Source organism: Dyella tabacisoli (assembly GCF_003350925.1).
Taxonomy (GTDB): domain Bacteria; phylum Pseudomonadota; class Gammaproteobacteria; order Xanthomonadales; family Rhodanobacteraceae; genus Dyella_C; species Dyella_C tabacisoli.
Map to the genome: position 1 here is coordinate 533721 of NZ_KZ857175.1, position 21457 is coordinate 555177.

Genomic DNA, 21457 nt, shown 5'->3' on the forward strand with positions numbered 1-21457 from the left:
ACGCCAACTCGCACGATGACCACTGATACCACTTGGAGATCAGTACGAGACGGGCGTATACGTCACGGGAGTCAGTGCAACACGGCTAAGTTTTACAGCCGAGATGAAAGCTCCAACCTACCCCGATTTTGGTTAGCCTCCTAAACTCATTCCAATGAAGACCTCACAACAATGAGCACAGACAATCGAAGCGGCTGGTGTCCGGTATGCGATGAGCCCACGAAGCTCGACGCACCAAGCTGTAAAAAATGCGGCACAGACTTCTCTGACGGGAGTAAGTGGAAAGTCTTAGCGCTTCAGCCACCGTCTGCTACTTTTGGGCGAACCATGAGCATGGTTTCACGCGTTGTTCTCGCCCTAGTCAGTGCCGTAGTGCTTCTCCCTGGGCTCCTTTTCGCGCTCTCGAACAACAGTGGGTTATGGTCAGCATTATGTCTGGTGGGTTTAGTCTCGATATTATTCTTCGCCGCCGTTGGGCGAGCCGGCTGGATGATTGTTGTCTTGATCGGAAGCGCCATGCTTTCGTTGTCTAGCTGCCAGCACAACTTTCATTGGCTCGGCGGCTAACTATCCGTTTAATGCAGTCGTGACATGTCATCGCGGCAGATAGCGATCAAGATCGGCTGCACGGTACCGTCGTTATGCAGCCGGGTGCGTCACGAGTGCCGACGGATGAAGGCGCTGGAGCATTGCACATTTCTTCACATAGGCTTGAGGGCACCGTCTGTAGCGTCCGCTCTGCGGACGACGGGAAGCTCCAACAAGGTCGCCGCACAAAGTGTTACTTGACGAGGGGGCTCGCTTGCCCATCGGCAATGGCGGTCCATTCCTAGTCGAGCCTTCCAGGAAATACACTGCTAAGGAGCGTTCTCCATGAAGTCAATGTTGTTGGCCGTCGCAATGGTCGGCAGTTGGATCGCTGCCACACCCATCTCATCTCATGCGCAGTCTGTTTTGCCGTCCTTTGTGCAATTCCCGGCTTCTACCGTGAGCCAGGATCCATATGCCGGCATCTATGAGGTCAAATCACAAGTTGTGACGGCCTCGCCTTTGGGCACCGCACGCACTGCATCTGTAGGCGCCGTGACACAACCTGTCGACGGCAATTTCACCATGAATCCGAGCGTGGTCTATATTCCCTATAGCGAAAGCACGGGGTCGGCTTCGGTGGACTGGACATGGGACGAAACGAATCCCTACTTCAGGTTCGGTTGCTTGTATGTTGTTGTGGACAATCCAGTCTCTTTTGCTCAAGGAAAGGTTGTCGATTGCGAAAATCCGGGTAACGCCTATCACACGACGCTGCCCTGGATTCAAATGGGCCATGTCTACACGGCTTATATCCAGGCACAAGACACTCCTTTCCAAGAGGACCGCGGCACATCTCAGTCTGCGGTTGTCTATTCGCCGGGTGTCTCTTCCAATATAAGAGTCCAGCGTCCGGTTGGCATTTCGGTCTCTCCAAATCCAGCCACCATTCCAGCCGGAGCAACGTCGACCACGGTCAATATTAGCTGGAACAATGTGCAGCCGCAGTACCAGCGCGTGTCCTGGTACGGCACCAATAGCGCTCCTCCATACAATGGGCAGACCCTGTGTCTCGGTCAGCCTGCGTCGCCTTCGGGAACTACCACGGCCAAGGTCGTAAGCGGTGAGCGTTCGACGCTCTATGTAGTCCCGTATGATGGATGCGTTGCCGGCACCGTGGTGGGATCAGTCCCGCAACCCATTCTCAATCAGGTGTCGTTCTACGTAACAAACTGATCTTTTCATCGAGTGGTAATTAACCGCTTTCGATGCAAGGAATGTGAGTGAAAAAGCCCCGCCTTTTAATCAGGCGGGGCTTTTTAATGAGGTGGCGCTTTGGGTTGCCGGAACGGGTTTGATGAGCCGAGATATATGTATCGGCTATGATTTTCATTCGGACCCGTTCGAGAGCTGGTGGTGCGATCTTTTACGAAGATATGCGGCGCGGCAGAAAGGCCAACCCCAGCCATCCCGCCAGGGCGATCAGATCGAGCCACACGAACCAGTCGCCCCAACGCGTATACAGCGTGTGCGTTTCGCGTAGCGGCAGATCGCCTACCAGCTCAGCGTCACGCTTCTCGCTGGAAGCCTCTGCCACCACGCGGCCACGATCATCGCTTAGCGTAAGGCGGCCGGATCGGGCGGCGCGGGCAATGGCAAAACCGCTTTCCACGCCGCGCATGATCGCCATGCGGCTATGCAACCAGCCGTCGGCGGTGAAGTCCGATGCAGGCACCAGTAGCAGTTGCGCGTTGCGCGTCGCATAGGCGCGGCCGATATCGTGAAAATCCATATCCTTGCAGATCGCCAGTCCGGTCCGTGGCGAGCCTTGAAGCATGGTGTAGCTGTCGCCTGGCGTGGACTGGTCCATGCCGGGAAGTAAATGATGCTTAGTGTAGGTGGCCGGTGACATGGCGTTGGGTTGCAACACTGACAACATGTTGCGTCCGGCGCCAGAATCGCCTTTGAAATAGATGCCGGTGCCCACGATCAGATCGCGCTGTTTCGAAAGCTCTGCAAACGCCGGGATGGTGGCATCGGTCGTGACGAAGGAGGTTTCCGGGATCAGCACGACCCTGGCGCCGGCATTCGCGAGACGTTCCATCACATCTACGTAGCGCGCTTTCATGATCTGGACTTTCGTATCGCGCGGCGCGGACTGGGCAGGCTCTTCCAGCGATACCAGGCCGATGCGTATCGTCGACGTGGCTGGCGCCTGCAATCGCCAGCTACCGTAGGCGATCGCAGCGACGATCAGAATCGTGGTGATAGCGGCGGCTGACACACGGCCACGCCGCGCGGCTTGCGGCAGCATCTGCACGGCGATAGTGGCGGGTAGTAGCAATACCAGAAAACCGACGCCCCAGAGGCCTGCGACGGCAGCGATCTGAATGATCGGCAGCGCATCCATTTGCGTGTAGCTGATGTTGAAGAACGTGCCATGTGGGGAGAGCAGGTTGTTGACGTACTCAGCGGCAACCCACGCCGTCGGCGTCGCCAATGCCGCCGCCAGTGCGTGGCCACGCAGTAGCAACCTTCGGAACAGCAGCGCGCATAGCGCCAATTCGACGCCGGCTAACCCGATGGCGTACACAATCGTTGGTATAGGGAGCCCGATGTACGTGTGCAGATAAGTCCACACATTGAGTCCGCCGATCGCATAGGCCGCAAAAGCCGCCAACGCCGCCCAATGTGCGCGGACTCGGGGGGCGAGCCACAGCACTGGCAACGGTGCGAGCCAGGTCAGCCACCACACTGGCTGCACGCCGCTGCCGAACCACCAGCCCAGCGCGGCAAGCGCTATAGCCGCCAACCCAGCCGGTAGCCGGGCACTCTTAAGCTTTGATTCCATTGAGCAGCCTCTCTAGTGATTGCTTATAGAAGGCGCGAAACTGCGCCTGGTCATAGCTGAAGCGGCCCGCGCGGTAGAGTGCGATCAAGCCGTGTTGCTGCGCCCATATCGCCATCGCCACGTCGTGCGGGTCGTCTTGCTTGAATACGCCCTTGGCCATGCCATCGACGATGGCATCAATGACGACGTTGAAGGTGGGCGAACGGCCGGCACGAAAGTCTTCGGGATAGAGTCGCGCATCGTCACGACGCACCGAAAAAGCGTGGTCGAACAGATGCGGATGCGTCAGCGCATAGTCCAGATAGGGATCTGCGAGTGACATCAGTCGATCGGGCAGGTCGGGGCTGCTTGAACGTGCTTCCCATTCGTGCGCGACAGCATTGAAGCTGTCGTCGGAGAGCCTTTTCAGCAGCGCATCGCGGTTGGGAAAATGACGATAGATCGCCATCGGGGTGATGCCCACCGCATCGGCCACGCGACGCATGGTCACCGCGTCGGCGCCTTCGCGGTCGAATAGTCGGTGTGCGGCCCGGAGTATCTTTTCGGCGGTGGTCAGTCGAGTCATGTATACAGTGTATACACTAAATTATTGGCGAGACAATACCCCGAAAGTCATCGGTGACATGCACTTTGAAAGACTGTGCCGACACCTATGCATGCCTGCCAGGCGAGACTCGTGGCTATGAGGAATCGATGAGGGCCCTTGGGGTGGGACAACAATCGAGACCGCACGTGGATAGAGTCGGCAGTAGACGCAGGTCCCTCTAAATGACGCCATGCAGTCTATCGGCCATCGGGGTATGACTGGTTTTACCGGTCTCGGTATCTGCCATATTGCACCTCGTTGCACCGAGGGCCTGGCCCTGGAAAGCTGCCAGGCAAAGGTATCGAAGCTGATTGGCAATGAATGGATGAGCATTGCAGGTGTGCGCCGAGTACTTAGCTCTTCTAGCTATTGCCTTGGCGCTGTCATGCATTACTCACACGCTACGGAGCGTTTCGATCGACGACTGGGGCAAGTGTGTTTTCTTGCAGCAATGGGGTGTTGAATCGATGTCTGTGCGATCATTTTTTACGGGTGGAAAAGCACCCGCGTTCGAGAGTTCAGGTAAGCATGAAGATTTTGTTTTATACGCAGGGCTTGAGTATCGCCCCGGAACCGCAAGACTTTTTGCGTGCACTGCCTGAAGCCGAAGTGCGTCACTGGGAGCCGGGCGATACCGGACCGGCTGATTTCGCCATTGTGTGGCGACCGCCTCGTGAGCTCTTTGCTGGCCGCGATGATTTGCGCGCGGTGTTCAATCTTGGCGCAGGTGTCGATGCGATTCTTGGCCTAGAGCGCGCGCATCCAGGCACATTGCCTAAACACGCATTGCTTGTACGGCTCGAAGATACAGGTATGGCGTCACAGATGTCCGAATACGTCACCTACGCGGTTTTGCGGTACCTGCGCCGCTTTGATGAGTACGCACATTTGCAAGCGCAGCAACGATGGAAAGTGCTTGAGCGACATCCACGCGAAACGTTTGTGATCGGCGTGCTCGGGCTTGGCGTGCTTGGAACCCACGTAGCCCAAACACTCTCGTCGTTTGGTTTGCCGGTGCGCGGCTTCAGTCGTGGGGAAAAGAAAATCAAAGGTATCGATTGCTATGCGGGCGCGAATGAGTTCGACGCGTTTATGGACGAAGTGAAAGTTCTGGTGAATCTCTTGCCAAGTACACCGGATACGGACGGCATACTGAATGCGCGCACATTTTCAAGACTCACGCGTGGCGCGTATCTCATCAACGTCGCGAGAGGTGCGCACCTGGTAGAGAATGATCTCCTTGAGGCGCTTTCGAATGGGCAAATAGCCGCAGCAACGCTTGATGTATTCCACCAAGAGCCATTGCCTGTCAGTCACGCGTTCTGGAGCCATCCGCACATTACGATGACGCCGCATTGTTCCGCCGAAACATTGCGTGACGAGAGCATGTCGCAGATTGTGCAGAAGATTCGCGAGCTAGCGCGTGGCGAGTCGATTGGTGGCATCGTCGACGTAGAGCGGGGATATTAAATTAAGCGGTCTCAATCGGGCTGTTTCTAATACCTGAGAAAACAGGGCGGGCAGTTAGATTGTCCTGGGAGCCTGCTTGGCTACTTTCTTCGTGCATAGCTAACCGACCGCATCAAAATGAGCAAAAACAAAAGCGGGATGAAGACGGCATACGCATACTGGCCACGTGCCACTCCCGTTCCATAAGGAAACCAGATTCCCGGAATTCCCAAGGCGTTGAGCTCCGTCGCGAACAAGCCAATGCCGACCAGAAGCGCGGAGAGCACTGCCAGATAAGCGGACGGTTTCGCCAGTCGGATCACGCCCAGCCCCATGATCCAAAGATAGAGCGCGGCATAGCTCAGGCGAACGCCTTGGACAACGATATCGGCGACCAGCTTGAGGCCGTGGGTCGCTTCCGGTGCAAACCACGGACGCCCAATCATTGCGAAAACCACGTAAACCACGGTAAGCACACCGATCACCTGGCGCAGCCATGGATATTTACTCAAGCGAAACCAGTCTCGCCAAGCCAACGTCCATGCTGCCAAGTTGAGGGGCTTAAGTATGACGGTAGTCGCGATGTCATAGCTGCGCAGACTTAGAAAGTCCGTCCAGTAAAACAGCACCTGATTGACACGCAGAAGTGCAAGGAGAAGCAGCGCGGCGGCTAGCCAGCGATAGGCATCGTGGGTTCGGCACGCGATCAGCGCGAAGACCATGAGCGCAAGCAGAACGAATGCGATCGGCTCGATCGCATCCACCACGTAACCCTTGAATGTTTGTAGCCATTGCACTTGATGCAGCAGATCGATGCCATCAGCGTCGCCGACCGTCGGCGCGACATGAATGCCACCGTTGTCCTCACCTGCATCCGTGGGATCCATCCACACGCGTAGCGCAATAAGGTAGGTCTGCGCGCCTGCCGATGACGGCGATGGCAAAGGAAAGACACTCGGCCGCACGCCAAACACCGTTGGCGCCGTACCCGAGAACACAGCCGGACCGCCGAGCATTTTTCCGTCGACATAAAGTTGGTAAGTCGAATCGACCAAGGTCGGCCCCGCCAATGCAAGCGGGGCATCCGTGTCGCTATCGACGATAACTTTTATCCGATACCACGCATAACCCGTGTACTGCGCATGGCCGCGTCGGCTCCATCCCGATACGTAGCCCGGTAGTCCGACGTCGCCGTCATGTGCACCTGGCGCAGGGGTGAGATCGACAGTTTCCCACGAGCTGTCATCGAAGTCCGGTGAGGACCAGCGAGCATCATCGCCTACATGGAATCGCCACGGTCCATTCAAAGGGACGGTCGAATGACCCAGGGTGATGCGTGCGATCTGAGCAGGCTCGGCCAACGCCAGACGGCTTCCGGCCAGGAGCGCCATAAGCAGGTAAAGAGAAATCAGAAGCCCCGAACGCTGCATCACGCCACTCCCCGATGGTTTCCACCGGAGTCTAAGGAAGCTTGCGGAAAAACGCATCGATGCTGGCGCTTTGATTGAGTGACGCGACGGCCACGTAGAGGCATTGCCATGGCCGAACTGATGAGGTTGACCGCTCAAGGTGCGCTACATGATTTGGCCGCCAGCAGGGAGCGGTACTGCTTGCCGGTGGGAACTGATTCAGAAGCTCCACTGTTTCATCTCAATCTGTTCGTAACGACCCAGATTCGCCATCGCTTGCTTTCTGTGTCGGCGCTGCAGGCTGCGCTCATCGCGATGAATCACCGCGGCACAAGATCTCGGCCCACTCGCTTAATGTGCTGTTCTACATACATGACCGCCGCGTCGGCGTCGCCGCAGACAATGGCCTCGTAGATCATGCGATGCTCGGACGCATAGAGTTGTATTCGCTTCGCTTCATAGATCCCCTCGTCTTTGAGGCGTCTCCATAGCGGTTGGTCCATGCTCTTGGCGACCACGTCGGCGACTTTCAGCAACAGCGGATCGCCAGTCATGGCGGCAAGCCGGTGATGGAACAAGCGATCGCTTTCGTTCCATCGTGCGCATTGCTCGGGAGAGGCGATATCCGTGATGGAGTCCATTTGCGCAAGATAATGCTCAGCCAGTGCGTCGGGCTGTGCCCGTTGCGCCGCGCGCATGGCGATGGCCGGTTCAAGGATGCGCCGCAGCTCTAGTGTGGATGCGGGGCTGAAATCGGGATCCTCATCGACGACATCGGCAGCGCTGACTGTCGCCAACGATTGCTTGGCGTCGGCACTTACATAGGTGCCGGCATTTCGGCGGGTGACGACTAGGCCTTGATTTTGCAGCGCGCCGACGGCCTCGCGTACAGCTAGACGTCCAACGCGAAAACGGGTCGATAGTTCGTGCTCCGATGGCAGGCGCTCCTCCGCAGCGAACTGGCCATTGCGGATACCCGCCCGGATTCGTTCGGCCACCTGTTCGTAGATCTGCTTAGGGGGACACGCATCGCTGGAAATGGACTTTGCTCTGGTCATACCGTGCGCCTCGTCTCACTTCGACCACGTCTCAGATCGTGGTCTGGCTATTTGTAGGATTAATAGGACTTTGGTCCATTTTGCGGCGAAGGGCAAGACGAGGCCGAAGCCTGTCGCCGGCCTTGCAGTGGTGAGCGGTCGTTGAATCCTTTCGCATGCTGCGGGTGCGGGCATACGGGTTTCACTAGCGCTGATGACGCCTCCCGAGTGTGGTTCGCGCCGCTTTGTGCCGACTTCGTCATCTCTCCATCGAAATTTTCCTCAAGACGCCATTCGTTGCAGCGCCAATACTGGATCGGGTCAGCGCACAGGGGCTCGGGTTGGCGGCACGTTGCTTCACGAAACGAACAAGCCATCAGCCGATGGCTTATCTCATATCGATATTGGGGAGCTTGAATATGTTGCGATCAACAATGCTTTCGAAGGGAGTCATAACAGGTTTATTGGTGTTGACCAGCGTCGGCGGGGCGAATGCCGCCCTGGCCAACGAGGCTGCGCCCATCAGTAACGCGGCGGTGAGCCATTCGAGCCTTGCGCTTGCCCATGGTGTCGCGCTGCAAGCTGGCGACCAGGCTCATGTGATGAGCGACGGCATGCCGATCCACATCAACGTCGTGCTGAAAATGCGCCAACAGGCCGAGCTGGAACAGGTGGCTGGCCTGGTGCGTTCACGCGTGAGGCAGCCGTTGACCGACCGCGAGCTGGCAGCACGTTATCTGCCGGACCATGGCGATGCCATGCGCGTTTCCAACTTTCTGCGCGCCCACGGCTTCAGTCAGATCTATGTGTCGAAAGACAACATGATCGTATCGGCGTCGGGTACGGCGGCGAATGTGCAGTCGGCCTTCCAAACTCGTCTCTACAGTCTGCATCGTGGCGACAAAGCGGGCGTGGCCAATGTCGATGTGGTGCAGATTCCTTCGTCTCTGGCGGGCGTGATAAGTGCGGTACATGGCCTGCGCTCGTTCCAGGAGCGCGGCGTGTCGGGCGCCAAGGTCGCCACGATCATCAAGGGCCATTCTTACGGAAAGGACAAGGGCGTGCCCGGCGCGCAGTCGAGTGCCGGCACCGTGGCTTGCCAGGAATGCGTTCATGCACCCACGGACTTCCCGTCGCTGTATGGCGCCAGCAATCTGGCACCTGCCAATGGACAGGCGGTAGCGGTGATCGGCGTGGGCGACCAACGCAACACGACTTACTTGTATCAGACCTGGGCCAGCGCCTATGGCTTCAACGCTATCCCGCTCAAGGTGAGCTATCCCACCGGTTACACCGCCGGTGATTACGAGGCGCAAACGGAGGCCGTGCTCGATGTGGATGCCGTTGCCACCATGTCCGGCGGCCTGAAGGAGATCGACTTCTATTCGGCGCCGTCGACCGATCTCGGTGACGAACTGGCGGCAGTGACGGCTGCCATCAACGACAATCGCTCGACCATCTCGCTTTCGTACGCAGCGACCTGCGACGCAGACATCGGCCAGGATCTCCGCCGCAGTTGGGATCAGGAGCTTTCGGTCGCGGTAGCCAAGGGGTTTACCGTGTTCGCCATCACTCAGGATTACGGCGGCAAGCCGGGTTGCTCGGGTGGTGAAAGCTCGACGGGTTTTCCCGGCAGTTCACCGTACGTGGTCTCGGTAGGCGCATCGACGCTGTACAACTCGGCGAACTCTTATTCCGCCTATGACCACGAGACGCTGTGGCAAGGCAGCGAGAGCGGGCCGGCCGCCACGGAGCCGCGGCCGCATTATCAGGACGCCGTCGCCTCCGTCGTCGGTGCCATGCGCGGCACGCCGGATTTCGTCATGGATGGCGACCCGAATACCGGGCTCTGGATCATCATCGGTGGTTACGACAGCACCGGCACCTACCAGACGCAATGGGCCGTGTACGGTGGCACCAGTCTTGCCGCTCCGCTGTTGGCGGGGACGTACGCAAGGCTGTTGCAGAGCGGCATCCCGCCGTACTTCTGGCAGAAGACTTTCTACGACATCGGCGAGGGTCAAGTGAAAGGGATCCGCGGCGACTGTATCAACTGCTACAACCTGCTGACGGGTGGCTCCAACGGGGCTTACTCGGTCGTTCCCGGAAAGTACAACCAGGCCTCAGGCTGGGGATCCTGGAACGCCGGCGCGTTGGCGACGGGGATGCAATTCCAGCGCTGAGGTGTTGCCGGACCCTCTCAATGAAGCGAGGTGCGGTGGCACCGGGTTGAACGCCGGTGCCGCCTTCAGGGCGCTACGAATCCATGTGTTCGCCGTCATCCCCGCGAGAGTTCCTCCAACTCTCGCTCCTTCACCCCGGGACTAGCGGGGATGGCGGCTTTTTACTTTCCGCGTGAAGAAATGAATAGACGTCCATATCGATGAACAGTCGTTATGTCGTCTTTCATATAGCCAGGGCCACGCGTCGGCGCGTCACCAGGCAATCTCGATCGCCATGGCTCACCCGCGTGGCGTGCAGTTGGCAAGGCGAAGCATGACCTCGTGGGGATGGGGCATGCGGTCTTTTCTGTAAGTCGGCTTTCGACAAAAAGCAACACATCCATCAAGAGAGATTGGGGAGAAACATGAAGTATTCAAAACTCGCGGCCGCTATCGTGGCGGCCATGGCGTTCGGCTGTGCGCAGGTTTTCGCTGCCGATGTCACATCAGGCCAGGCATCTACGCAGGACACGGCAAAGTCGTCACAAGATACGACTACCGATTCATCCGGCGATACATCGAAAAACGACCCGAAGAAGAAAGCCAAACGGCTCGATACGGTCATAGTCAGTGGTTCGCTCATCAACAACGCACAGATTCAGACGGCCACGCCTACATTTACGATTACGGCGAAAGACATTGAAGCGCGCGGCTTCAACAGCGTCGCGGAGGTTCTGCAAAATTCGGTTTTCTCCACGGGGACCGTACCTGGCTCGCAAACGCCAGGGTTCAATCAGGGGTCCCAGACGTTCAGTTTCTACGGACTGAATCCGGGGTACACGTTGACCCTGCTTGACGGCAAGCCGATCACGCAGTTTGGCCAGCTTTACGGCGGCGTCAGCGACTTCACCAACATCGGTAATATCCCGTTGAGCATCATCGACCATATCGACATCCTGCCGGGTGGCGGGTCATCGATCTATGGCTCACAAGCCATCTCGGGTGTGGTGAACATCGTCACCAAGGAACACATGGATGGTGCCGAAGTCAGCGTGCGCACCGGCAATTACAGTCATGGCGGCGGTGCGAGCCAGCGCATGTCGTTGGCGTTCGGGCACAAGTTCGGCGACCTGGACATGCTCGGCACACTGGAGTTCGATAATCAGTCTCCCGCGTGGTATTACCAGCGCGACCTGACCTCGGCGGCGCCGCGCCCGATCATTGTCGCGGCCATGTGGGACTACGGCGTCAACTACTCGTCCCCGACGAGCTTTCAGGCGCCGCCCAACGGATGCGCTGCAATAAGCAATCTGTTCGGTGGCACGACGGCGCTGGTAAACCGCAGCAACGGCTCTTTCTGCGGCTCGCCGAAAACCTTCAGCTACGGCACCTTTATCAACAAGGATCGCAGTTACAGTGGAACGTTGAAGTTGCGCTACAAGCTCAATGACGACGTGCGCCTCTACGCAGATGTATTGACGAGCTGGCAGCAACAGAAATTCACCGCGGGCATCGCTTACAACTGGTGGGGGCCGAAGGATCTTCCGGGTGGCGTGATCGAGGATGCCAACACCTTGCACGTGCTCTCCCCCGAGCGCTTCTTTGCACCGGAGGAGGTGGGTGGCAACAATTCCAATGGCCTGGTGAGACAGAACGATCTCATGTATCAGGGTGATGTCGGAGCCAACGGAAAGTTCGGCGAATCGAACTGGAATTGGGATGCGTACTACCTGCGTTCTGGCGAGCGGACCACCGACGTCAGTCCGCTACATCCGGCGGCGGCCGTGGATGGCTTCTTCGGAAACATATTGGGTCCGGTGGTCGGGGTCGATCCCAGCACCGGCTACAACATGTATCACCCCAATTACGCGGCGTTCTACTCGCCCATCTCGACCGCGCAGTACAAGAGCTTCACCACCAATATCAGCGCCAAGTACAACACCTGGATCAACAACTTCCGCGGCACCATCAACAACGACAGCCTATTTCGCCTGCCGGGTGGCGATGCTGGCTTTGCGTGGTTGCTCGAAAGCGGAAACCAGGCCTGGTACGCCCCGGTGAACCCGATGGTGGCCAACGGGCTGATCTGGGGCAATACAGGTGTTTCCGGTGGCGGCCAGCGCGATCATTACGCATCGGCGTTCGAGTTGAACATGCCGGTACTGTCTTCGCTCACGGTGGATCTGTCGGGGCGCTACGACCGCTACACCGTTTCCAGCGGATCACCCAACAACAAGTTCACCTATAAGGTCGGTTTGGAGTACCGGCCGTTCAGCACGCTGTTGGTTCGCGGCAATTACGCGACGGGCTTCATCGCGCCGGACATGTCGTCGATCTTCCTGGGGCCATCCGGGCAGTTCAACAGCGTCACCGACTACTACCTATGCGCGACCCAAGGGGGTGGTCAGAACTGCTCCTCAGGCTACACGGAGGGCGTGAAGATCAATGTATTGCCCAACAAGAAGTTGCAACCTACCAATTCGTCCAGTTTTACCTTTGGCACAGTGTGGTCGCCGATCCACAACCTGAGTCTGAGCGCGGATTACCTGCATATTTCCATCAACAATGAAATCCAGTTGCAAAGCTCCGATCTGCTGATGCGGCAGGAATCGCAATGCCGGCTTGGCCAGTTGTCGCCCGATTCGGCCATCTGCCAGGGCGCCTACGGGCAGATCACCCGCAGTCCGTTTACCGGTCAAGTCACCAATCTGGATTTGTATTACGTCAATATCGCTAACGAGGTCACCGACTCGGTGACGGCCGAGGCCAAGTATGCGTTCAATCCAACGCGTATCGGCACCTTTGCGGTACAGCTCGATTACAACGGCATGCTCAAGCACTCGTACCAGGAATATCCGGGTTCGCAGCCGATCAATCAGCTTACCAATCCCCTCTGGAGCACGGAGTTCAAGAACATCACCACGGCGTCGCTGAGCTGGTCGTGGCACGATACGTGGCGCAGCACGCTGTATATGCATCGTTACAGCCCGACGCCCAACTACATCGCGTTCACCTATGGTCCAAGCTATCCGGGTGCCGGCAGCCTGCCGCCGTGGTTTCTCTACAACCTGAGCGTGGGCTATTCGCCGACGAAGGACCTGGACTTCTCCCTGATGGTGAACAACCTGTTCAACAAGATGCCGCCGCAGGATCCGGGTTATCGCAAAAGCCGTACGTTCCCGTATTTCAACAACTACAACTACAACATCTACGGGCGTCAAATCATGCTGCAGGCAACCTACCGTTTCGGCGGTAGCCGGTAACGCGCGCGCTGCTCTCGGCGCCACTCATTCCGCGAAGGGTATAAATAAGGCCAGCGCGTTGAGCGCTGGCCTTTCGCCGTTTTGATATCCAAAGGCTGCGGGTTGCATCTAAGCAAACGCAAAAAGCCTGCGATCCCGCAGTGTCTGAAGCTACCGGATGTCTGTCTCCGCTTTTGGTCTTGATCTGGCGATGGTGGAGATCCTGGCTAAGCGAAGATCAATCAGAGGGTGTCTCGGCGACGTCAGCGGGTTCGAGGAGGTGGACTTCGCCTGCATCAGGGGGCGACGTTACGGTTGTCTCCCAGCCATGGGAGCCTTGCACCAGACGGATGGAATTCAGACCTTTCGGCTCGGGAGCGATGCCGCGGCGTAGAGACCACAGTTCGATCCAGCGGGGCCTGCATGTGACGGCGACGACATCTGGGTGATGAGGCCCCTCTGGGAACCAGAGTCGTAGCGTTTCTCGCCACAGTGCTTCCTTGACCGCCGGGTCATCGCTCACCATCGCGTCACCACCCAAGGTAACGTAGCTGCGGCCCGGCTCGTCGAGGAATGTAAGGCTAAGCGAGCCGGCGCGCGTCAACTCGCGGATCTTGCGTGTCTTGCGGCTGGTCATGAATTGCACGCTCAAATCGTCGTCGACCTTGAGATGCTGCACCACGCGAGCATTCACCTCGCCGTCGTTGGGCGTGAGCACGAAACAGAGTTCACAGTTCGCGACGATAGCGCGGGCTTGTTCGAGATATTGATGGGGTGTCACACGTCATCCTTTTAACGAACTTCAATGGTATTAAGCTCAGCGGATTCACCGCCGCGTGCCGTCAGGCGTGAATGACTGCTGGCTGCCAGAATGACGGGTGGAACATGTCGTCTAGACCCGGCGAGTCGAGCAGCTTCCAGAGCATCACGCGAAAGGAATTGGAAGCAAAGTTGAGCACTATGATCTGGCCAATGGGGATGGTGCCGGGATCGTTTCTCGCTTACGCCTTGCGGGCTGCATCGAAGCCGGGGCCGGGCGCTCCAGCAGAATCGAGGGCCGCCTCGCAGGCGGCCCTCAACAGCGTATCGACGTCGCTCGGTGGTGTTTCCTTGCGCGCGATGTAGTGGCGCACAGCGGCATACGGCATGTCCACCAGTGCGAAGGTCACTGCGCGCACCCGCGGCGCCGAGCTTCTTCCGAACAAGCGGTGTGTGATGTCTTGCAGCGCTGTGTTCAATTGGGTCGCGAGCATCTGAGCGTCAGCGGTCATGGCGGCGGGCCAATCGCTGGAAAGAAAATCTTCGCGCCGGTGCGTCAGTAGGATGCTGGCACCCACCGGATCCTCTCTGACCCAGCGCGGAACCATCAACGCGGCGTCGATCGCGGATTGCCTTGGATCCGACGCACCAAGGGCCTTTACGAAGCGGCTCTGAAACTCGGCGGCGGTGCTAAGCCACACTCGGCCCAGCAGCTCATTGCGTGTTTTGAAGCGATGATAAATCGAGCCACTAGACGCTCCCAGCGCCTGGCCTACCGCGCCGACCGTAGCGGCGGCGGGGCCATCGGCTGCAATGATCCGCGCCGTTGCGGCGATCACGTCGTCTTCACTAAAGATTGCTTGTCTGCCCATCGATAAAATATATTAGCCTCTAATATCTAAATCAAGCGGCGCGAGCATGAGCTGTGATGGTCCCCTGCCAGCGTGCCGCCTATCCCGAGACCGGGTTTAAATATCGAGAGCCACCCATGAACAAGCCACTCCTTTGTTCCGCTTTGCTGGCGGCCTTCACAGCGATTGTCCACATCCTTGCCGGTGGAGTGACCGTTGCCGCTCCCTTGCTGGCATCTTCGCTTGACCTAACCCCAAAACTTACTCTGTACGCCGTCTGGCACTTGGTCTCGGCCACACTGGCCCTGACATCGGTTGCTCTACTTGTTGCCGCGCTCCCTCGCTACGCCTCTGCATCTCGCCATCTGGCCCTCTTCATTTCAGTGCTTTGGCTTGGGTTCGGCGGGGTTTTTATCGTGATTGCATCGATACGGCCCGAAGAAGGGCTCCTACTCGAACTTCCGCAGTGGATGTTGCTGCTGCCGGTTGGCCTGCTTGCACTGTGGGGCGGCATCCGCGCTGGAGACGGCGAGCAGCAGAGGGCTTGATGATTGGAGTGGCATCAGCGCTCCAGTCCCTAAGTGCGGTTTGCGAATGCGATTCTCAGCACTGCCCGGTATGAAGCCGGTTCGTTCGACGATGCGGGCTATTTTGCGTCGTCGCCTCTAACTTACTGCAAGTAGCCTTATTGCCATGCTCAAAGCAATCGCGCCCGATATCTGGCATCTTCAACATCACTTCGTAGCGAGTGGCCTGCGCGTGTCGTCGCGGATGACCATCGTTCGACTTCAGGACTCATCGCTGTGGCTGCATTCCCCGGTACCCGTATCGGCAGCCGTCCATTCACAACTCGCCGCCCTTGGGAACGTGCGGTACATCGTAGCGCCCAGCAAGACGCATCATCTGTTCGTGCCAGAGTGCGTCGCGGCGTTTCCTGACGCCGCATTGTTCGGTGCCCCAGGGCTCCTTCACAAGCGGCCCGATTTGACGAATATGCGTGAGCTGAGCCGGTCGGTCGAGCCCGAGTGGGCTCGGGATCTCGATCAGACTTTTTTCGACGGCATTCCGTTTGGCAACGAAACTGTCTGGTTTCACAAACCGTCCGGCACCCTCATCGTCACCGACCTGTGTCAGTACTGGCAAGGCGACTTGTCGTTCGCAGCAAAGGCATTTGCGTCGTTTACCGGGGTCCGAAATCGACTTGCTGTACCGCGGACCATTCGATGGCTGGTCAGGGATCGCGCGGCCGCGCGCATAAGTGCGGCGAAGATTCTCGACTATCCTTTCGTCCGTGTCGTCACCGCTCACAACGCCATCGTTGAAGATGACGCTTACGCCGCAGTGAAGAAGGCGTTCGCTTGTTTCGATGGCAATTAGCGTTCGACCTTGACGCATTTTTAGCTGCGCCATTCGTGTGCGGCTCTGGCCTTCAGAGCATCTAGATAGCTTGCGAGCGCGGCGGCATCAATCAGTCAGGGTGGCTTGAGTGTGCCGGCATGGAATGCTGATGCCGGCAATCTTTGCTTGTAAGCTCGTTTTGCCGCCTCTTCGGGAGCTGGTCCGAAAATGTACGCAACGCTCCGGTGGTATGTGCCTAGTGCCGTATTCAGCAATCAAAGCGAATAATCTTTGGGTTGAGAGACTTCAATCGCTTGCATGCAAAAAAAGATGAAACTACGTCGCCAATCGTTGGTCAGGCGTGGTTCTCTTGGCACTTGGACTGGCGGCTTTGTGGTGGTCAGCTGACTGCCTTCTGAGTCGCTGATGCATAGACAAGTATCCCGTCGTCGAGAATCATTCTTCACGCCACTTTCACAAAATAGCTTGTTTCATCGTATACGAATGGGAGTGGACGGGCTGCTCTTTCGTGAAAATAGCTATAAAAAGTGGCGCATTGTGATGCGGGGTCAATGGGGCCGCTCACCGAACTTTGTTGCGTTGTTATGTACTGGATTCTTCTTGTGGTCCGCCAGCTCATTGGCGCAAAGCAACATCCGCACAATGTCGGAGGTCACCAACGCGATATCGATCCAATATCCGTTGATGATTAACCCGTCTCAGCCTTGCGGCATTACCAGCATTAGTCAATTGCCATCGCTCTTGAGCATCAAGCCATAACCGGCGTCATTGGCGACGAAGGGCGGCCTTTATTCTGCTCGCTAATAGTTCAGTGTCGTTCAATTACGGCTCGAAAGGCTTCAGTGACTATATTGTCTTTAGAAAGACATTTGCCGCTCGCGGCTGCGGGGGGCACCAATACCACTTCAAGGGGGCTGGAAGGTAAGGCAAGTTCACTGAGTGATGCGGTAGGTGGTCCATTCGTCATGAATTACGTCCTTAAACTCGCTGAGGAGGCGCAAGATGACATCGGTAAAGAGCTTGGCAAACACCACGTGGAACTGCACAAACAATGACGATCAAACTACATTTGTATTTGAGTTCGGTCCTTTGAGTCCAACTGGCCCAGCTAAGGGACATCATTTCAACAACAGTAATGGAGTAAGAACACAAATATGCTGGGGAGAAACAAAGGCCGATGTTAGTGTTGGCATGCTGTTTGGTGTTTACTGCCCAGATGATTCCGATTGGAACCCTCTCGACGGAATGTGGGTTGGTCGATATGCGAATGGGCAAGGGACCGGTCAAGGTATATGGCAGCCAACGGAAACTACTAACCACAAGTACCAGGGCTTTACGATGACAATGGCGCCGCCTTCCCCCTGAAGCTGACGTAATGACCTGAGTAAATGGTCCCTGGCAAAGCCGGGGACTTTAATTGTGTGACGCGCCTAACAGGCTGTTGAGAAATTAGCCGGATTCGAAGAGGTTATAGGCTTCCTCAATCGTAAGTCCGATCCATCCGATGTGCAGTCCAAATGTCCCGCATCTAGGCATGTTCTCGCATGTTTCGGTGGAGGCTCGCGTATCGAATCAATCGTCCGATTCGCAAGTTGCATGCGCCGAAAATCGGGACGGAGGTAGTAGACGGATGCTGGAAGCGTGATGTAGTTCTTTCCGCGCCAGCGGTGTTTCACGTGAGGGCAGAGCTAGTGGCAACAGGCGGGCACATCCGTTGCCCAGGTAGAATGCGCCCCATGCATGGCCTCAAACCAAATGATTTCAAGATATCCGTTGCCCCGATGATGGATTGGACGGATCGCCACTGCCGTTATTTTCACCGGCTGCTGTCGCCGCGTGCGCGGCTGTATACCGAGATGGTGACGAGTGCCGCGCTGGTGCGGGGGCGGCAGATGCGCTTGCTGGAGCATAGTCAGCAAGAGCATCCGGTGGCCCTGCAGTTGGGCGGTAGCGATCCGCAGGAGTTGGCGTTGGCGGCGCGTTTTGGCGCCGACGCGGGTTATGACGAGATCAATCTCAATGTGGGTTGCCCTTCGGATCGTGTGCAATCGGGTCGTTTTGGCGCCTGTTTGATGCGTGAGCCGGCGTTGGTCGGCGATTGCGTCAAGGCGATGCGCGATGCGGTGGATGTGCCGGTGACGGTGAAATGTCGTATCGGCGTGGACGACCAGGACGACTATGCCGATCTGCAGCACTTCACCGAAACCATGCTGGCTGCCGGTGTCGAGGTGTTGGTGGTGCATGCGCGCAAGGCATGGTTGAAGGGCCTGAGCCCGAAGGAAAATCGTGAGATTCCGCCGCTCGATTATCAGCGGGTGTACCGGCTCAAGCGCGAATTCCCCCAGCTTGTGGTGGTCATCAATGGCGGTATTGCTACCGTTGAGGGGGTGATGGCGCAGCTTACCCAGGTCGATGGCGTGATGCTGGGCCGCGCCGCCTATCACGATCCTTATTTGCTGGCCCAGGTCGAGGCGGCGCTCTATGGCGAGCCGCTGCCCGAGCGGGCGGACGTGCTGCAGCGGATGCAGCCCTATGTCGAGGCTGAACTGGCGCGCGGTACGGCGCTCAAGCACATCAGTCGTCACGTGCTGGGGCTATACCAGGGTGAGCCGGGAGCACGCGGTTTTCGGCGTACCTTGAGCGAGGGCGCCCATTTGCCCGGTGCTGGCTGGGAGCTTATGGAGCAGGCACTGGCGCCACAGCGAGAGCGGGTTGCTGCGTGACAGCGAGTGTCTGTCCGGTCAGTATTCAGCCGCGACTACATAAGCTGAACGGAATTGGGGCCGCTTTATGGCCTTTCCCGAGACCAGATAAGCGATGAAAATCACACAGCTCATAGGAATGTTGCTGTTTTCCATGGCTGGTTTGGCGTTGACAAGCCCCGTGCTGGCGCAGGCGGGCGAGCCGGTCATTACGCTGGAGCAGGCGGTTAGCCAGGTTCAGCGTGAGACGGGCGGCAAGGTGCTGTCGGCCAGTACAGTACGGCGAGGGCGTGGCTCGTTCGAGCACCGCATCAAAGTGCTCACGCCCTCGGGGCATGTGCGCGTGATGACGGTGACAACCGAGGGGGCCAAGGGTCCAGCTTCCGCAGATTCAACCAAGAACCCGGCCGGTGACGGCGAGGGCAACAAGGAGAAAAATTGATGCGCATCCTTTTGGTGGAGGACGAAGCCCCGTTACGCGAGACGCTTGCCGCACGTCTGAAGCGCGACGGCTTTGCCGTCGATGCTGCCCAAGACGGTGAAGAGGGTCTGTATCTGGGCAAAGAGGTCCCATTCGATCTGGCGATTATCGATCTGGGCTTGCCCAAGATGTCCGGTATGGATCTGGTCAAGGCATTACGCGAATCCGGCCGGCGTTATCCGATTTTGATCCTGACCGCGCGCGGTAGCTGGCAGGACAAGGTCGAAGGTCTCAAGTACGGCGCCGATGACTTTTTGGTCAAGCCGTTTCATGTCGAGGAGTTGCTGGCGCGTATTAATGCGCTGGTTCGTCGCGCCAGTGGCTGGTCCAAGCCCGTGTTGGCTTGCGGCCCGATCAGGCTCGATACCACCGCGCAGACCGTATCGGCGTCCGGCAAACTGGTCGATCTGACCACTTATGAATATAAGGTGCTGGAATATCTGATACTGCACGCTGGTGAGCTGGTTTCCAAAGCCGACCTGACCGAGCATATCTACCAGCAGGATTACGATCGCGATTCGAACGTGCTGGAGGTGTTTATCGGCCGTCTGCGCAAGAAGCTAGATCCTGAAGGCATCCTCAAACCCATCGAGACGGTACGTGGACGCGGATACCGCTTTGCCATCCCCCGCAGCGATAGCGACGACAAATGAGCCTACGCCGCCGCGCCGCCCATTTTCATTGGCGGCGCGTGCGGCACTGGCCACCGGGTTGGTGCTGGCGGCCTTTCTTGGCGTCGTCGGACTGACGCTATCGCGCATCAATGCCGATAGTGTGCTGAAGGATCAGCAAGATCGCCTGGAAAATTTCGTAACTGCCTATTTGTCCGGCACCGAAGTCACCCGCTTCGGCAAAGTGCTGTTGCCCGATACGCCACCCGACCCGAGCTTTTCGCGCCCGGGCTCCGGGCTATATGCCGTGGCTCTGGTCGACAACGGTCCCAAATGGGAGTCCACCTCGGCGATTGGGCGCGATTTCAGTTTTTTGAAGAAGCTGGAGCCGGGTCAAAGTCAATTCGGCCCCATCGATACCCGCATGGGGCGGCTGTATTACTACAGCTATGGCGTGGCGATGGATACGCCGGAGAAAAAATCGGTGCACCTCACCTTGATGGTGGCGCAGACCGAGGATGTACTCGAAGGCCAGAATGCCGAGGTGCGGCGCAGTCTGGTGTTCTGGCTGTCATCGCTGGGCGTGATGTTGATTCTGCTGCAGTTGATCTTGCTGCGCTGGAGCCTTACGCCTTTGCGCAAAGTCGCCACCGAGATGAGTCGTGTCGAGCGCAGTGAAAGCGAGCGTCTGGATAGCCAGTATCCACAGGAGCTGACAGGGCTTACCGAGCGTATCAACGCCTTTATCGACAGCGAGCGCGAGCAGCGTGCGCGTTATCGCAATACCCTGGCCGACCTGGCACACAGTTTGAAGACGCCGCTGGCAGTGATTCGTTCGCGCCTGGAGGCGGCCGATGACACCACCGCATTGCGCGGCGACGTACTCGACCAGGTGCGGCGAATGGACGAGCTGGTGGCTTATCAGCTTGCCCGTGCGGCGACCTCGGGCCGGCAGACTTTCGCGACCGCGATTGCGATTCCCGCCCATGCCGAAGATCTGGTGCAAAGTCTGGAGAAGGTCTACGCAGCCAAGAACGTCTTGTGCGAGTTCGATATCGACGAAGGCGCGGTGTTCTATGGCGAACGCGGAGATCTGCTTGAGCTGATGGGCAATCTCTTGGAAAACGCCTTCAAATGGGCGGGCCACCGCGTGTTGCTGGTGGTGAAGATGGAGCCGCAGGTCGGCCGGCAGCGCCCAGGTTTGTGGCTGAGCGTGGAAGATGACGGGCCGGGCATCGATGCCGATAAAGTCGAGAAGGTGCTGCAGCGCGGCGTGCGTGGCGATGAGCGTGTGCAAGGCCACGGCATCGGCTTGTCGATTGTGCAAGACATCATTCGTGCCTATCACGGCGATCTGTCGGTGGACCGCTCGCCTGAATTTGGTGGGGCTCGTTTCAGCGTGAAACTGCCGCCGAGCTGACAGGCCGTAC

The 21457-nt window shown here is 57.9% G+C and carries 16 protein-coding genes; 10 read left to right on the plus strand and 6 right to left on the minus strand.

Annotated elements, in window-relative coordinates:
• Window positions 1-873 precede the first annotated feature (873 nt).
• A complete protein-coding gene (locus tag DVJ77_RS09310) occupies window positions 874-1764 on the plus strand; it encodes a hypothetical protein (protein ID WP_114845191.1) in 891 nt (296 codons plus the stop codon).
• Between the two features lie 190 nt (window positions 1765-1954).
• On the opposite strand, the gene DVJ77_RS09315 is transcribed toward DVJ77_RS09310, so the two are convergent.
• Window positions 1955-3379 (minus strand): nitrilase-related carbon-nitrogen hydrolase, encoded by a 1425-nt coding sequence (locus DVJ77_RS09315; RefSeq protein WP_114845192.1) that lies wholly within the window; start codon window positions 3377-3379, stop codon window positions 1955-1957.
• Window positions 3363-3944, minus strand: a complete 582-nt coding sequence (locus DVJ77_RS09320; RefSeq protein ID WP_114845193.1) for a TetR/AcrR family transcriptional regulator — start codon at window positions 3942-3944, stop codon at window positions 3363-3365. Before DVJ77_RS09320 ends, DVJ77_RS09315 begins: the two co-directional genes overlap by 17 nt.
• 549 nt (window positions 3945-4493) lie before the next feature.
• On the opposite strand from DVJ77_RS09320, the gene DVJ77_RS09325 reads away from it, so the two are divergent.
• The gene (locus DVJ77_RS09325; RefSeq protein WP_114845194.1) at window positions 4494-5435 is read left to right on the plus strand and encodes a 2-hydroxyacid dehydrogenase; all 942 of its coding nucleotides are present in this window, start codon (window positions 4494-4496) and stop codon (window positions 5433-5435) included.
• 80 nt (window positions 5436-5515) lie between these two features.
• Here DVJ77_RS09325 and DVJ77_RS09330 read toward each other — a convergent pair whose 3' ends face one another.
• Together DVJ77_RS09330 and DVJ77_RS09335 are read right to left on the minus strand one after the other, a co-directional pair.
• The gene (locus tag DVJ77_RS09330) at window positions 5516-6901 is read right to left on the minus strand and encodes a glycoside hydrolase family 2 (RefSeq protein WP_225427911.1); all 1386 of its coding nucleotides are present in this window, start codon (window positions 6899-6901) and stop codon (window positions 5516-5518) included.
• 242 nt (window positions 6902-7143) lie between these two features.
• Entirely contained in the window at window positions 7144-7881 is a 738-nt protein-coding gene (locus tag DVJ77_RS09335) for a FadR/GntR family transcriptional regulator (RefSeq protein ID WP_114845196.1), read from the minus strand.
• A gap of 398 nt (window positions 7882-8279) precedes the next feature.
• Here DVJ77_RS09335 and DVJ77_RS09340 point away from each other — a divergent pair, with 398 nt between their 5' ends.
• Window positions 8280-10043 (plus strand): S53 family peptidase, encoded by a 1764-nt coding sequence (locus DVJ77_RS09340; protein ID WP_225427912.1) that lies wholly within the window; start codon window positions 8280-8282, stop codon window positions 10041-10043.
• Window positions 10044-10447: 404 nt separating this feature from the next.
• Window positions 10448-13285, plus strand: coding sequence for a TonB-dependent receptor domain-containing protein (locus DVJ77_RS09345; protein ID WP_114845198.1), 2838 nt, complete (start codon window positions 10448-10450; stop codon window positions 13283-13285).
• A 217-nt stretch (window positions 13286-13502) separates the two neighbouring features.
• On the opposite strand, the gene DVJ77_RS09350 is transcribed toward DVJ77_RS09345, so the two are convergent.
• Together DVJ77_RS09350 and DVJ77_RS09355 are read right to left on the minus strand one after the other, a co-directional pair.
• The gene (locus DVJ77_RS09350) at window positions 13503-14045 is read right to left on the minus strand and encodes a pyridoxamine 5'-phosphate oxidase family protein (protein ID WP_114845199.1); all 543 of its coding nucleotides are present in this window, start codon (window positions 14043-14045) and stop codon (window positions 13503-13505) included.
• Between the two features lie 220 nt (window positions 14046-14265).
• Window positions 14266-14862, minus strand: a complete 597-nt coding sequence (locus DVJ77_RS09355; RefSeq protein WP_162791426.1) for a TetR/AcrR family transcriptional regulator — start codon at window positions 14860-14862, stop codon at window positions 14266-14268.
• 149 nt (window positions 14863-15011) lie between these two features.
• On the opposite strand from DVJ77_RS09355, the gene DVJ77_RS09360 reads away from it, so the two are divergent.
• The 6 genes from DVJ77_RS09360 (at window position 15012) to DVJ77_RS09385 (ending at window position 21447) form a co-directional block, all read left to right on the plus strand.
• Entirely contained in the window at window positions 15012-15422 is a 411-nt protein-coding gene (locus tag DVJ77_RS09360) for a hypothetical protein (RefSeq protein WP_114845324.1), read from the plus strand.
• 145 nt (window positions 15423-15567) lie between these two features.
• A complete protein-coding gene (locus DVJ77_RS09365; protein ID WP_114845201.1) occupies window positions 15568-16251 on the plus strand; it encodes a DUF4336 domain-containing protein in 684 nt (227 codons plus the stop codon).
• A gap of 1718 nt (window positions 16252-17969) precedes the next feature.
• Window positions 17970-18956 carry a tRNA dihydrouridine(20/20a) synthase DusA gene (gene dusA, locus DVJ77_RS09370; protein WP_114845202.1) on the plus strand — a complete coding sequence of 329 codons (987 nt, stop codon included), beginning with the start codon at window positions 17970-17972 and terminating at the stop codon, window positions 18954-18956.
• Window positions 18957-19050: 94 nt separating this feature from the next.
• Window positions 19051-19377 (plus strand): PepSY domain-containing protein, encoded by a 327-nt coding sequence (locus DVJ77_RS09375; protein ID WP_225427913.1) that lies wholly within the window; start codon window positions 19051-19053, stop codon window positions 19375-19377.
• Window positions 19377-20069: a response regulator transcription factor gene (locus DVJ77_RS09380; RefSeq protein ID WP_114845204.1), complete on the plus strand. Its 693-nt coding sequence runs from the start codon at window positions 19377-19379 to the stop codon at window positions 20067-20069. The genes DVJ77_RS09375 and DVJ77_RS09380 overlap by 1 nt, the downstream gene beginning before the upstream one ends.
• On the plus strand, window positions 20017-21447 hold the full coding sequence (locus DVJ77_RS09385) for an ATP-binding protein (protein WP_417323629.1): 1431 nt from the start codon (window positions 20017-20019) through the stop codon (window positions 21445-21447). Before DVJ77_RS09380 ends, DVJ77_RS09385 begins: the two co-directional genes overlap by 53 nt.
• Window positions 21448-21457: the final 10 nt, after the last annotated feature.